This window comes from Ramlibacter sp., assembly GCF_013697775.1.
Taxonomy (GTDB): Bacteria; Pseudomonadota; Gammaproteobacteria; order Burkholderiales; family Burkholderiaceae_C; genus Ramlibacter.
This window is the reverse complement of record NZ_JACCWG010000246.1, coordinates 1-12,104: the sequence shown is the minus strand read 5'-3', so window position 1 is coordinate 12,104 and position 12,104 is coordinate 1. Positions and strand designations below refer to the sequence as shown.

Below are 12,104 nucleotides of genomic sequence, written 5' to 3'. Positions count from 1 at the left end.
GCGGAGGAAGAGCCGGCCTGAGGTCAAGAATTCGGCGCGGGGCTCGGCGTGGCGGGCGGCTGCGCACCCATGCGCAGCCAGGCTGCGCTGCCCGCCACAGTGAGCAGCAGCGCCAGCACCGTGAGGCCGAAGGTGGCGTTGATCGACAGGCGCTCCACCAGCTGGCCGAACGACAGCAGCAGGGCGGCGCTGAGGTAGCCGAACATGCGCTCCATGCGCGAGAACACCATGATGCGCTGCGGCATGGTCAGCAGCTGCAGGTCCAGCCGCGTGGTCACCACCGAGCGGATCGCGCCGGCGGCGATGCCCAGCAGCAGGATGCCGGCCAGCGACGTGGCGAAGATGCTGATGCCCATCCAGTACTCCAGCAGGTCCGATACCGCGAACAGGCCGAGCGAAGCGACGATGCCGGTGAATGTGACCCACACGCCGCCCTGCGGCCCCAGCCAGGCGATGACCGGCGCGCCGTACAGCGCGACGATGAAGCCGCCGAGCGTGAACAGCCCCAGCACCAGGCCGAACAGGTAGGGGTCGACGTTCTGCAGCGCGAAGTGCAGCGGCAGCAGGCCGATGAAGGGCGCCAGCGCGAAGGCGCGGGTGATGGCGTAGAAGCCGACCCAGGTGGTTTGGTTGCGCGACAGGCGCAGCGGCGCGGGGGCGGCCGGCGGCGGTGCACCCGCCGCTGCCGCTGGCGCGGCCTGCTGTTGCGGCTCGGCGATGAATAGGATGACGACCATGGAGGCCATCGACGCGCTGATGCCGGCGTAGAACGCCCAGTGCGCCTCGTGGTCGAACAGCACGCCGCCGATGAAGCCGGCCACCAGCGTGGCGATGAACATCATGCTTTGCGTGCGGCCCTGGATGACGCCCAGCGTCTTGGCGTCCGCGCCGGGCGCCACCACGCGCAGCAGGCCGCCGTCGGCCGCAAGCGCCAGCGCGAAGCCGGTGCCGCCGATCACCTGGCCGACCAGCAGCATCGGCAGCGACACCGAGCCCGGCAGGGTGCCGATGACCAGCAGCGCGAGCCCAAGTGATTTCATGCCCTCGCCCAGGATCACCATGCGGGCCGACGCCATCATGCGGCTCAGGCGCGGCGCGATGTCGGCGGCCAGCGTGGAGGACGCGCTGTACACGGCGAGCAGGAAGGTGACGGTGCTGTACTCGGCGCGCAGCGACCAGAACAGCAGGAACAGCACCGGCAAATGGAAATACAACCGGGACACCACCCGGTACGCCATGAAGAGGACGACGTTGCGGTTCACACCACCACGTCGCCCTGGCGCAGCACCTTCACCGAGCCGCCCACCAGCGAAACAATCGTGCTTGACTGCGTGGTGCTCGACTGCGTGGTGTTGGCGCCGGAGTCGATGGGCGGCACGATCACGTCGACCTGGCCGCGGAACAGGCCGGCGGCCTGCTCGGCGGACACCAGCCCGTCGATGCTGGTGCCGGAGATGTTGGCCGAGGTCAGCGCCAGCGGGCCGTCCAGCGCTTCCATCAATTGCATCAGTGCCTTGTTGCGGTTGCACACCAGCGAGATGGAATTGGCGTCGAAGTACTTGTGCTTGGGCGCGCGCGCGCCCGAACGCACGATCATGTTGAGCGGGCCGGGCCAGAAGCGCCGCGTGAGGTCGTTGAACAGCGCCTCCTCCTGCGGCGTCAGGTCGGCATAGGCGCGCCCTTCGGCGGCGTTGCGCACGAACAGCGTGAGCGGCTTGTCGGCCGGGCGCTTCTTGATCGCGTAGAGCCGGGCGCAGATCGCCTCGTCCCAGGGCGCGCAGCCGAGCGCGTAGTTGGTGTCGGTCGGCAGCAAGGCCACCCCGCCCTCCTTCAGGCGCCGCGCGGCGGCGGCGGGGTCGTAGGTTTCGGTTGCGCTTGCGGTGTTGGCCATTGCTGTCGTGTCTTTCTCTGTGCTGTCAGGCGGCGTAGGCGGATTCGACCTCGTCGTAGACGAAGCCGTCCACGCCGGTGGAGAAGGCGTCGTCGAAGCGGCGCATGTAGGCGTCGCTGCGGAAGCTGTAGGTCTTCAGCAGCCAGCGCAGCTTGGCCTGCGCCGGGTCGCCCAGCTCCACGATGTCGCGGTTGTGCAGGCCGGCCTGGTTCGGGAACGAGAACAGGTCGCCTTCGCCGATGCGCACGCGCACCTTGTCGGCGCGCACGATCGCGTCCTTCAGCGCGATGACGGCGTCGCGGGCCTCCATCGGTGCGTTGGGCATCGGCTTGGTGCGCGTGTCGTAGTAGCGGAAGCACTGCGCCTCTTCCAGGATGGTGTGCGGCTTGGACTGCACGTGCAGCTGGTTGGAGTCGCGCGAATACTCGTCGTAGGGCGTGCAGTACAGCGGCTCACGCAGCACCGCCTGCTGTTCCTGGCTCAGGTATTCCAGGATGTTGCGGCCGTCCACGTAGCCTGTGTAGACCAGGTTGCGCGGGTCGGCGCGCATGCCCAGCAAAGCCAGGTAGTCGGCGCGCACCGGGTGCGCCGTGCGGTCGTTGTGGAAGTACAGCTCGCCGTCGGTCTTCTGCGTCTGCGTCTTGGTGTAGCGGTTTTGCGCGTACACGTCGTGGAAGAAGTCGCCGTTGTTGCGGGTGGAGTAGGCCAGCAGCGGCGTCTCGGTGAGCTTGGCGAACAGGGCCAGGAAGCCTTCGCCCACGAAGGTGGTCTTCTGGCGGTACTTGTCGGCGACCGGGTCGTCCTGGTCGAACACGGGAATCACGGGGTCCAGCGGGCAGTTGCGCAGCAGGTAGTCGCAGGCGCCGCCGTTGGTGCGGGCAGTGCGAATGGATTCGCAGGCACGCGCGAGGGAGTCTGGAATGCGGGGCGAGGCGGCGAGTTCGGCGATTTCATCGCGGAAGGCCGGGTAGTCGCGGTAAGGGCTGGTGGAGAGATCGAGGAGGGCGGAGACGAGGGACTGCTTGTCGGCGTCGCTCAGGCTTAGGAACGGTTCCATTTCGTGGGTTCTTCCGTGGGTAAAAAGATGATTGGATTCTTCTTAATCTAAATGGCCCATATCGCGGTAAGTAAGCGATGTATCAAAACAGAAGTTTTCTCAAACTATAGTGACTAAGCGTCTTCTTCTGACGAAGGGACTCGTTCCATCTCGCGACGGCCAGCAGGACAGAGCAAGGAATGCAGGCAAGAAGCAAGCCCGGAATCCAGGCGCCTCTTTTTCTGTTTAAGCATCCGGTGCTTCGATGGAAGCGCCGTCACGTGCTGCACGCGCCTCAGGGCGCCGGCTTGTCAGTAGAGCGAGGCTTGCTGCCGCTGCCGCCGTCGTCGCCCGGCAGCACTTCGACGCTGCGGCCCACGTTGCACAGCGGCGCGCCGGCGTCGCCCTGGCCCCAGTTCACGCGGATCTGCGCAGTGGCCACGCGCACCGGCAGCTGCCGGCGCATCACTTCGGGCGGCGGGTCCACCACGTACTGGCCGACGGTGACGCGGCCGGTGCCGTAGCGCATCAGCGCCACCTCGCCGTCCCATTCGGAGGTGCCGCCGTAGTACGAGCGGATCTTCACGCGCATGCCGGGCACGATGCGCGCCGCGTCCTTTTCGCTGAAGAAGGCTTCCACCCAGCGGTCTTCGCAGTTCACCAGCTGCAGCACCGATCCCTGGCGCGCCACGGCGTCGCCGGTGTTGGAGTCGATGCTCCACACGGCCCCGTGTACCGGCGACAGCAGTTTGGCCTGGCTTTGCTTGGACAGGTCGCGCTGCAGCACCTCGATCTCGGTGTTCATGGCGGTGATCTGCTTTTCCAGCTGCGCCTTGCGCGCCGTCAGGTCGGCGATCGACTGGTCCAGCTCCTGGCCGCGCGTCACCGCGTACGGCAGGCCGCGCGGGCCTTCGATCTGCAGGCCCTTCTGCGCGCCGGCCAGCACCACTTCGGCGCGCTGCATGCTCTCCTTGGCGGCGCGCTGCGCGGCGCGCGCCTGGTCTTCTTCGGACTTGGCGCTGTCGAAGGCCGCGGGGCTGATGAAACCCGAGGCGCGCAGATTGTCGGCGCGCTCCACGCGGCGGGTGGATTCCTTCATGGCGGCATTGGCCCGCTCGAGCTCCGCCGCAGTGACGGCCAGGCTCGCCTGCGCGCCCTTGACGTCGGCCGTCAGCTGGAAGTCGGCGCGCTGGCGCTGGCCGGTGGCCTCGCGCCTGCGGTGCGCCAGCTGCGCGTTGATGCTCTCCACTTCCGACTGGCGCGCCGCGCGCTGGGCGGTCAGGTCGGCGATCAGGCCGGTGAGTTCGGAGATGCGCGGGTTCTCGGTGTCGGCCACGATGCTGCCGAGCTCGTCGCCCTTGCCGATGCGCCGCCCGATCTGCATGCCTGCAGGCAGCGCCGTGCGCCCGGGGATGGGCGCACGCAAGGTGACCACCGGCGCGTTGATGAACGCCTGCGTGGTGATCTGGCGGGTGTTGTAGTAAACCAGCAGCGCGGCGACGCCGGCGATGAACGCCGCCACCGCCACGCCGACCCTGGCCTTGCGGCTTCCCAGCCGCTCGAAGATGCGCTGCAAGGGGCGGCCCCTTATCGTTTGTAGAGGGCGGTGAGGCTGGCCGAGGCCAGGCTGTTCTGGTGGATCATGAAGCGCACCACCGCGTTGGTCGTGCCCGCCGGCAGGCCCAGCTTGGGAACGCCCAGCGCATGGACGGTGAAGATGTAGCGGTGCGCGGGCGAGCCCTTGGGCGGGCACGGGCCGCCGTAGCCGGTGGCGCCGTAGTCGTTGCCGACCTGCGTGCCCTTGCCGCCCAGATCGGCCTGGCCGCCCGAGCCGGCGCTGGCGGCGAGTTCGGTGACGTCCGGCGGAATGTCGCACACCACCCAGTGCCAAAAGCCGCTGCCGGTGGGTGCATCGGGGTCGTACAAGGTGACGGCGAAGCTTTGCGTGCCCTCTGGCGCGCCCTGCCAGCGCAGGGCCGGCGAGCGGTTGTCGCCGCTGCCGTCGAAGCCGTTGAATTCGTGCGCGTGCTGCAGCGAATCCTGCTCCTGAAATTCAGGCGATGTGATCGTGAAATTGCTCATCCGTTTCCCCTGCGGTGGCCTGTCGAAAAATGTAGCGCATGGGTGCGTCCGCGGTTTGCCCGTTCGGAACGCGACCCATCGCGAAGCGCGATCCTTGTGCGTCAGCGGGCGCCGGCGGATGCCGGCGCGAAACGCCTCTTCAGTTCGCCGAAGGTGATCAGCTCGCCCGCCAGCGCGCTGGCCGCCACGCTGGCCGGACTGGCCAGCCACACCTGGCCCGGGCCGGAGCGGCCGGGGAAGTTGCGGTTGATGGCGCTCACCGTCACCTGTTCGGCCGAGGTCGAGGAGCCGGGGCCGCAGTTGGCGCAGGCGCCGCAGCCGGGCATCAGCATCTCGGCGCCGGCCTGCTCGAACACCGGCAGCATGTTCTTTTCCTCGCAGTAGCGCTTGACGTCCTGGGTGCCGAACTGCAGGAACAGCGCGGTGTCCTTCGGCACCTTCAGCCCGTGCTGCAGGCCCCAGGAGAACACCTCCAGGTACTCGTCGAAGTCGGCGCGCTTGCCGGCGGTGCAGGAGCCGCCGTAGGCGATGTCCACCGGCACGCTCCTGCCGATCTGGCTGAAGGGCACGCCGTTGCCCGGGTCGCCGGGCGCGGCAAACATCGGCTCGATGGTGGAGCAGTCGATGGCGATGGCGTTCTCGTACACCGCGTCGGGGTCGCTGTGCATCCAGGGCTCGATCGCGAAGTCGATGCCGCGGCGTTCCTTCAGGAACTTCACCGTCTGCGCGTCGGGCGCCACGATGCCGGTGAAGCCGCCCAGCTCCGCCACCATGTTGGTGAGCGTCGCGCGGTCGTCCACCGACATGCGCTCCACCGCCGCGCCGGTGTACTCGAACACCATGCCGATGCCCCCGCCCTCGGCGATGTAGGAGGAGCGCAGCAGCTCCAGCACCACGTCCTTGGCATGCACGCCGGGCTGCAGCTCGCCCTTCAACTCGATGCGGCACACGCCCGGGTACTTGGCGCGCACCAGCCCGGTCACCCAGGCGTTGGCCATGTCGGTGGCGCCGGCGCCGAAGCACAGCGCGCCGAGCGAGCCGGAGTGCGGCGTGTGCGAGTCGGTGCCCACCGCCACCTGGCCGGGCAGCACGTAGCGCTCGGCCATCATGGCGTGGCAGATGCCTTCGGAGCCCAGGCTGCCGGGCACGGCGCCGTGCCCCTTCACGCCGTAGCCGTTGACGAAGCCGTAGTGGCCGTCGGCCAGGCCGCGCACGCCCTCGATCAGGCCCATCTTCTGGTGTACCGGGCTGCGCGTGACGTAGGTCAGGTGGTCCTGGAAGGCGACGATGGTGGACGGGTCGTGCAGCGGCGCCGGCTTGCCGAAGGCGCCCTCCATCAGGTGCGCCGCCATGCCGGTGAAGTATTCGTGCGAGAAGCGCCAGTCGGCCTTCAGGAAGATGCCGTCGCCCACCTTGGGCGCCGGCGCGTCGGCGCTCTCCCAGGGCGTGCGCACCAGCGCGCGGTCGATGATCTTGTGGGCCAGGCTGCGCGGGCGCGGCGCGGTGGACGGCGCGGACGCAGCAGCGGCATTGCGCATGTGCTTCTTCGAGAACGCCAGCAGGCCGCCGGCGCGGATGATGTGCTGACTCAATTCGTCGTGGCCGTTGGTGAACTCGTGCAGCGGGATCGCTTCGCCGGCCTGGATGCGCTCCATCAGGCCCAAATCGGTGGAGGTCAGCAGGCCGACGTTGTGGGCGTTCTGGCGGTAGATGCGCTCGAAGCTCTCGGCGATGACCAGCCGGATGCCGGCGGAGAGTTCCGCCATCGGACTGTTCTCGCGCGACGAGCCCTTGCCGTAGCGCTTGCCGCCCACCACCACGGAAAAGCCGCCCTGGCGGATGGCGCCCTTGCCGATCGGCGTGGCATCGCCGGCGCGAAAGCCCACGTAGGGGAAGTCGCCCAGCCGGTCGTCGTAGACCGTCATCACCGTGGTGGGTGTGATCTCGTCGGTGGAGACGTTGTCGCGCAGCGCGCCGGCCTGTTCGCGCGTCAGGTTCTCACCCTCCAGTTGGCGGGTGATGCGCTGCGGGTCGTCGCACAGGAAAAGGATGCGGCCGCTGAACGTGGCCGTGGTGCTGTCTGTCATGTCGAGGTGACTTTCGAGATTTTGTATCGGACTGCGTATACGTTTGCGGATTTTCTTGTGGGCAAGTCTACGTTAAACTGAGGAATGCGCAACCTGGAGCTCAAGCCCACTGCCAGCGACGCGGTCTACGGGACCCTGCGGCACAAGATCATGAACAACCAGCTGCCCGGTGGCAGCCAGTTGCTCGAGGAAGAGGTGGCGGCCGACCTCGGCGTCAGCCGCACGCCGGTGCGCGCCGCGCTGTCGCGCCTGGAGTCCGAAGGCCTGGTGCAGGCGGTGCGCCGGCACGGCTACCGCATCACGCCCATCACGGTGGCCGACATCCAGGAGATCTACCAGCTGCTGTCGCCGCTGGAGACGGTGGCGGCCGAGCTGCTGGCGGCCAAGGAGCCGAACGCCGAGGAGGTGCAGGCCCTGCAGGAGTGCGTGGACACCATGGACGCGGCCTTGCAGCGCAACGACCTGGAAGCCTGGGCGGTGGCCGACGAGCTGTTCCACACCCGGCTGGTCGACCTGTGCGGCAACAACCGGCTGGCACGCGCCGCCAAGCTGATGTTCGCCCAGTCGCACCGGGTGCGGCTGTTCGCCCTGCGGCTGCGCGACAAGCCGGTGAGCTCGGTCAAGCACCACGGCGACCTGGTCGACGCCATCCGGCAGCGGCGCCCGCAGCTGGCGCGCGAGATCCACGGCGCGCACCGCCATTCGTGGACGCAGACGCTGGGCCAATTGCTGACCTCGCTGAACATCCACCAGCTGTAGACGCCGCGCCTCAGGCGATCGGCGCGCGGTCGTACAGCCAGGGCTGCACGGCGCGCTGGCGCTGCTCGAACTGGTCGATCTTGGGCGCCTGCTGCAGGGTCAGGCCGATGTCGTCCAACCCGTTGAGCAGGCAGTGCTTGCGGAACTCGGTGACTTCGAAGCCGAACTGGCGGCCGTCTTCCAGGGTCACCTTCTGCTGCGGCAGGTCCACCGCCACCTGGCGGCCGGCCTTGGCCTCTTGCATCACCTGGTCGACTTCTTCGGGTTTGAGGACCACCGGCAGCAGGCCGTTCTTGAAGCAGTTGTTGTAGAAGATGTCGGCGAACGAGGTGGCGATGACGCTGCGGATGCCGAAGTCGTACAGCGCCCAGGGCGCGTGCTCGCGCGAGGAGCCGCAGCCGAAGTTCTCCAGCGCCACGATCAGCCTGGCCTTGCGCCAGGGTTCCTGGTTCAGGATGAAGTCGGGGTTTTCCGAGCCGTCGTCGCGGATGCGGTATTCGCGGAACAGGCCCCAGCTCAGCCCGGTCTTGGTCACCCACTTGAGCATGTACTTCGGGGTGATCATGTCCGTGTTGATGTTCGGAATGGGCATGGGCGCGGCGTAGCCCTGGATGGTGATGAACTTTTCCACGTGCTTACTTCCAGTCGCGAATGTCGACGAAATGGCCCGCCACGGCGGCGGCGCCGGCCATGGCCGGGCTCACCAGGTGGGTGCGGCCGCGCGGGCCCTGGCGGCCCACGAAATTGCGGTTCGAGGTGGAGGCGCAGCGCTCCTCGGGCTGCAGCCGGTCGGGGTTCATGGCGATGCACATGGAGCAGCCCGCCTCGCGCCATTCGAAGCCGGCGTCCAGCAGGATCCGGGCGATGCCCTCTTCCTCGGCCTGGCGCTTGACCAGGCCGGAGCCCGGCACCACCAGCGCCTGCACGTGGCTGGCCACCTTGCGGCCCTTCACCACCTTGGCGACTTCGCGCAGGTCCTCGATGCGGCTGTTGGTGCACGAGCCGATGAACACCTTGTCCAGCTTCACGTCCGACAGCTTCTGGCCGGCGGTCAGGCCCATGTACTCCAGCGCGGAGACGGCGGCGGCGCGGGCCGTCTCGTCGCCCACGGCGGCCGGGTCGGGCACCACGGAGGTCACCGCGATCACGTCCTGCGGGCTGGTGCCCCAGGTCACCATCGGCGCCACCTGGTTCGCGTCGATGGTCACTTCGGCGTCGTACACCGCGCCCGGGTCGGACGGCAGCGAGCGCCAGTAAGCGAGCGCCTGCTCCCAGTATTTCTCAGTCGGGGCACCGGGCCGGCCTTTGATGTAGGCATAGGTGGTCTCGTCCGGCGCGATCAGCCCGGCGCGCGCGCCGGCTTCGATGGCCATGTTGGACATGGTCATGCGGCCTTCCATCGACAGCGCCTGCACCGCCGGGCCGGCGAACTCGATCACGTGGCCGGTGGCGCCCGCCGTGCCGATCTGGCCGATGATGGCCAGCACCAGGTCCTTGGACGTCACGCCCGGGCGCAGCGCGCCGGTGGCCGTGATGCGCATGTTCTTCGAGCGCTTCTGGATCAGCGTCTGGGTGGCCAGCACGTGCTCCACCTCGGAGGTGCCGATGCCCACCGCATAGGCGCCGAAGGCGCCGTGGGTGGAGGTGTGGCTGTCGCCGCAGACGATGGTCATGCCCGGGTGGGTCAGGCCCTGCTCCGGGCCGACCACGTGCACGATGCCCTGGCGCGGGTCCTCGTAGCCGAAGTAGGTAACGCCGAACTCCTTGGTGTTCTTGCGCATCAGCGACAGCTGGAGCTTGGCCTCCGGATCCTCGACGTCGTCGGAGCGGCCGGCGGTGGTGGGGATGTCGTGGTCGGCCACGCCCAGCGTGGCGTCCAGCCGGCGCACGCGCCGGCCTTCGGTCCTCAGGCCGTCGAAGGGCTGGGGCGTGGTGACTTCATGGACCAGGTGCTGGTCGATGTAGAGCAGGGCGGTCCCGTCGGAATATTCGTGGGTGAGGTGCGAGTCCCAGATCTTGTCGTAGAGGGTCCGCGGCTTGCCTGCTTCCATGGGGGGTACTTCCTGATTGAGCGCAAAAATATACTCTAGCGTATACATAGCGCTTGCGCCAGTCTCCTGACACGGGCCCTCCCTTCGCGGATCAAGAACCCTTGGCGGCCTCCAGCACGGCGCGCGTGCGCTCGGCCTCGCGCCGTGCCGCGGCGGCAAAATCGTCCCCGGACGAGGCGTACAGGATGGCCCGCGACGAGTTCACGATGATCGGCGCGCCGGCGCGCCAGCCTGCCTTCACCGTGGCGGCCGCGTCGCCGCCCTGCGCACCGACGCCCGGGATCAGCAGCGGCAGGGTCGGCGCGATGGCCCGCACCCGCTCGATTTCCGCCGGATAGGTGGCGCCCACCACCAGGCCGAGCTGGCCGTTCAGGTTCCACGGGCCCTGGGCCAGGCGCGCCACGTGCTCGTACAGCAGCGGCTGGCCGTCCACCGACGCCAGGCGCTGGTTCTGCAGGTCGTCGCCGCCGGGGTTGGAGGTGCGGCACAGCAGGAAGGCGCCCTTGCCCTGGTACTTCAGGTACGGCTGCACCGAGTCGAAGCCCATGAAGGGCGACAGGGTCACCGCGTCGGCGCCGTAGCGCTCGAAGGCCTCGCGGGCGTACTGCTCGGCGGTGGAGCCGATGTCGCCGCGCTTGGCGTCCAGGATCACCGGCACCTGCGGCGCGTTGGCCCGCATGTGGGCCATCAGGCGCTCCAGCTGGTCCTCGGCGCGGTGCGCCGCGAAGTAGGCGATCTGCGGCTTGAAGGCGATCGCCAGGTCGGCGGTGGCGTCCACGATGCGCGCGCAGAAGTCGTAGATGCGCCCGGCATCGCCTTGCAGCGCGCCGGGAAAACGCGCCGGCTCCGGGTCCAGCCCCACGCACAGCATGGAGCCGTTGCGCGCCTGGGCGCCGCGCAGCATCTCTAGAAAGGTCATGCGGGCGATTCTACGAAGCGGGCGGCCAGGGGCGCGAGAATGCGGCCCATGCATTCCCTGAGTCCGAGGCAGTTCTGGCTGCTCGCCCTCCTCACCCTGGTGTGGGGCATCAACTGGCCGGTGATGAAGCTGGGCGTGGCGGACTTCCCGCCGCTCACCTTCCGCGCCATCTCCATCGTGCTGGGCCTGCCGCTGCTGGCGCTGGTGCTGCTGGCGTTCAAGGCGCCGCTGCGCATCCCGCGCCGCCACTGGCCCGAGCTGCTGTGGCTCACCGCCACCAACATGCTGGTCTGGCACGTGTGCATCATCCTCGCGGTGCGCACGCTGTCCAGCGGCCGCGCCGCCATCCTAGGCTACACCATGCCGATCTTCTCGGCGGTGATCGGCGCGCTGCTGTTCTCCAACCGGCTGGCGCCGCGCGGCTGGCTGGGGGTGAGCGCCGCTGCCCTGGGCGTGGCGCTGCTGCTGTGGCACGAGCTGTCGCAGCTGGCGGGCCGGCCGCTGGGCGTGCTGCTGGCCCTGGCCGCCGCCGCCGTCTGGGCGCTGGGCACGCAGCTGCTGCGGCGCACCCGCATCGGCGTGCCCACGCTCACGCTGTCGTTCTGGATGACGGCGCTCACGGCCGTGTGGATGGTGCTGCTGGCCACCGTCTTCGAGCGCGGCGCATGGCGCGTGCCGCCGGCGGCCACCACCGGCGCCATCGCATTCAACGCGGTGCTGATCTTCGGCTTCGCGCAGGCGGCCTGGTTCTCGCTGGCACGCGACCTGCCGCCGCTGGCCTCGACCCTGAGCGTGATGCTGATCCCGGTGGTCGGCCTGTTCAGCGGCGCGCTGTGGCTGGGCGAGGTGCTGCACTGGCAGGACTGGGCGGCGGTGGTGCTGATGGTGGTGGCCATCGCCTCGGTGCTGTGGCCGGCCCGCGCCATGGCAATGGCACCGCCGGCAGCAGCGCCGCGGGACACCGCGTGAGCGGCGCCGGCCCGGCGCTGGACGCCGCAGCCCTGCGCTGGACGCTGGTGGCCGCCATCCTCGGCTCCAGCATGGCGTTCCTCGACGGCACCATCGTCAACGTGGCCCTGCCCGCGATCCAGCGCGACCTGGGCGCCGACGCGGCGCAGGCGCAATGGGTGATCGAGTCGTATGCGCTGTTCCTGGCCGCCTTGCTGCTGGTGGGCGGCGCGCTGGGCGACCACTACGGACGCCGCCGCGTGTTCATGGCCGGCGTGGCGCTGTTCACCGCCGCCGCGGCCGGCTGCGCGGCGGCGCCCACCGCCTGGAC

General features: G+C 68.9%; 12 protein-coding genes. 3 read left to right on the top strand and 9 right to left on the bottom strand.

All coding sequences use genetic code 11. The features are described from left to right. Nucleotides 1–23: 23 nt before the first annotated feature. From H0U68_RS12205 to H0U68_RS12180, 6 genes are all read right to left on the bottom strand, one after another. Nucleotides 24–1,262 carry an MFS transporter gene (locus tag H0U68_RS12205; protein ID WP_296355926.1) on the bottom strand — a complete coding sequence of 413 codons (1,239 nt, stop codon included), beginning with the start codon at nt 1,260–1,262 and terminating at the stop codon, nt 24–26. After that, nucleotides 1,259–1,891 (bottom strand): L-threonylcarbamoyladenylate synthase, encoded by a 633-nt coding sequence (locus H0U68_RS12200; RefSeq protein ID WP_296355924.1) that lies wholly within the window; start codon nt 1,889–1,891, stop codon nt 1,259–1,261. Before H0U68_RS12200 ends, H0U68_RS12205 begins: the two co-directional genes overlap by 4 nt. Before the next feature lie 25 nt (nt 1,892–1,916). Then, nucleotides 1,917–2,948: a TauD/TfdA family dioxygenase gene (locus H0U68_RS12195; RefSeq protein WP_296355923.1), complete on the bottom strand. Its 1,032-nt coding sequence runs from the start codon at nt 2,946–2,948 to the stop codon at nt 1,917–1,919. 274 nt (nt 2,949–3,222) lie between these two features. Next, complete coding sequence (locus tag H0U68_RS12190) at nt 3,223–4,503, bottom strand: HlyD family efflux transporter periplasmic adaptor subunit (RefSeq protein ID WP_296355921.1); 1,281 nt, start codon at nt 4,501–4,503, stop codon at nt 3,223–3,225. An 11-nt stretch (nt 4,504–4,514) separates the two neighbouring features. Next, on the bottom strand, nt 4,515–5,009 hold the full coding sequence (locus H0U68_RS12185) for a YbhB/YbcL family Raf kinase inhibitor-like protein (protein WP_296355919.1): 495 nt from the start codon (nt 5,007–5,009) through the stop codon (nt 4,515–4,517). A gap of 101 nt (nt 5,010–5,110) precedes the next feature. Further along, nucleotides 5,111–7,096 carry an aconitase family protein gene (locus H0U68_RS12180; protein ID WP_296355917.1) on the bottom strand — a complete coding sequence of 662 codons (1,986 nt, stop codon included), beginning with the start codon at nt 7,094–7,096 and terminating at the stop codon, nt 5,111–5,113. An 84-nt stretch (nt 7,097–7,180) separates the two neighbouring features. Here H0U68_RS12180 and H0U68_RS12175 point away from each other — a divergent pair, with 84 nt between their 5' ends. Continuing rightward, on the top strand, nt 7,181–7,855 hold the full coding sequence (locus tag H0U68_RS12175) for a GntR family transcriptional regulator (protein WP_296355915.1): 675 nt from the start codon (nt 7,181–7,183) through the stop codon (nt 7,853–7,855). 10 nt (nt 7,856–7,865) lie between these two features. Here H0U68_RS12175 and leuD read toward each other — a convergent pair whose 3' ends face one another. The 3 genes from leuD to pyrF all read right to left on the bottom strand — a co-directional run bounded on the left by leuD (nt 7,866) and on the right by pyrF (nt 10,825). Further along, nucleotides 7,866–8,486, bottom strand: a complete 621-nt coding sequence (leuD, locus tag H0U68_RS12170) for a 3-isopropylmalate dehydratase small subunit (RefSeq protein ID WP_296355913.1) — start codon at nt 8,484–8,486, stop codon at nt 7,866–7,868. Between the two features lie 4 nt (nt 8,487–8,490). Beyond that, nucleotides 8,491–9,906: a 3-isopropylmalate dehydratase large subunit gene (gene leuC / locus H0U68_RS12165; RefSeq protein ID WP_296355910.1), complete on the bottom strand. Its 1,416-nt coding sequence runs from the start codon at nt 9,904–9,906 to the stop codon at nt 8,491–8,493. Between the two features lie 91 nt (nt 9,907–9,997). Then, nucleotides 9,998–10,825, bottom strand: coding sequence for an orotidine-5'-phosphate decarboxylase (gene pyrF, locus H0U68_RS12160; RefSeq protein WP_296355909.1), 828 nt, complete (start codon nt 10,823–10,825; stop codon nt 9,998–10,000). Between the two features lie 48 nt (nt 10,826–10,873). On the opposite strand from pyrF, the gene H0U68_RS12155 reads away from it, so the two are divergent. Continuing rightward, nucleotides 10,874–11,794 carry a DMT family transporter gene (locus H0U68_RS12155; protein ID WP_296355907.1) on the top strand — a complete coding sequence of 307 codons (921 nt, stop codon included), beginning with the start codon at nt 10,874–10,876 and terminating at the stop codon, nt 11,792–11,794. Next, nucleotides 11,791–12,104, top strand: a 314-nt coding sequence (locus tag H0U68_RS12150; RefSeq protein WP_296355904.1) for an MFS transporter, incomplete at its 3' end; no start/stop codon positions are given. The genes H0U68_RS12155 and H0U68_RS12150, both read left to right, overlap by 4 nt.

Excerpts from the sequence above, each read along its gene's own strand:
- H0U68_RS12155 (WP_296355907.1), top strand. The coding sequence starts at position 10,874 with ATGCATTCCCTGAGTCCGAGGCAGTTCTGGCTGCTCGCCCTCCTCACC.
- H0U68_RS12200 (WP_296355924.1), bottom strand. The coding sequence starts at position 1,891 with ATGGCCAACACCGCAAGCGCAACCGAAACCTACGACCCCGCCGCCGCC.
- H0U68_RS12185 (WP_296355919.1), bottom strand. The coding sequence starts at position 5,009 with ATGAGCAATTTCACGATCACATCGCCTGAATTTCAGGAGCAGGATTCG.
- leuC (WP_296355910.1), bottom strand. The coding sequence starts at position 9,906 with ATGGAAGCAGGCAAGCCGCGGACCCTCTACGACAAGATCTGGGACTCG.
- H0U68_RS12175 (WP_296355915.1), top strand. The coding sequence starts at position 7,181 with ATGCGCAACCTGGAGCTCAAGCCCACTGCCAGCGACGCGGTCTACGGG.
- pyrF (WP_296355909.1), bottom strand. The coding sequence starts at position 10,825 with ATGACCTTTCTAGAGATGCTGCGCGGCGCCCAGGCGCGCAACGGCTCC.
- H0U68_RS12180 (WP_296355917.1), bottom strand. The coding sequence starts at position 7,096 with ATGACAGACAGCACCACGGCCACGTTCAGCGGCCGCATCCTTTTCCTG.
- H0U68_RS12195 (WP_296355923.1), bottom strand. The coding sequence starts at position 2,948 with ATGGAACCGTTCCTAAGCCTGAGCGACGCCGACAAGCAGTCCCTCGTC.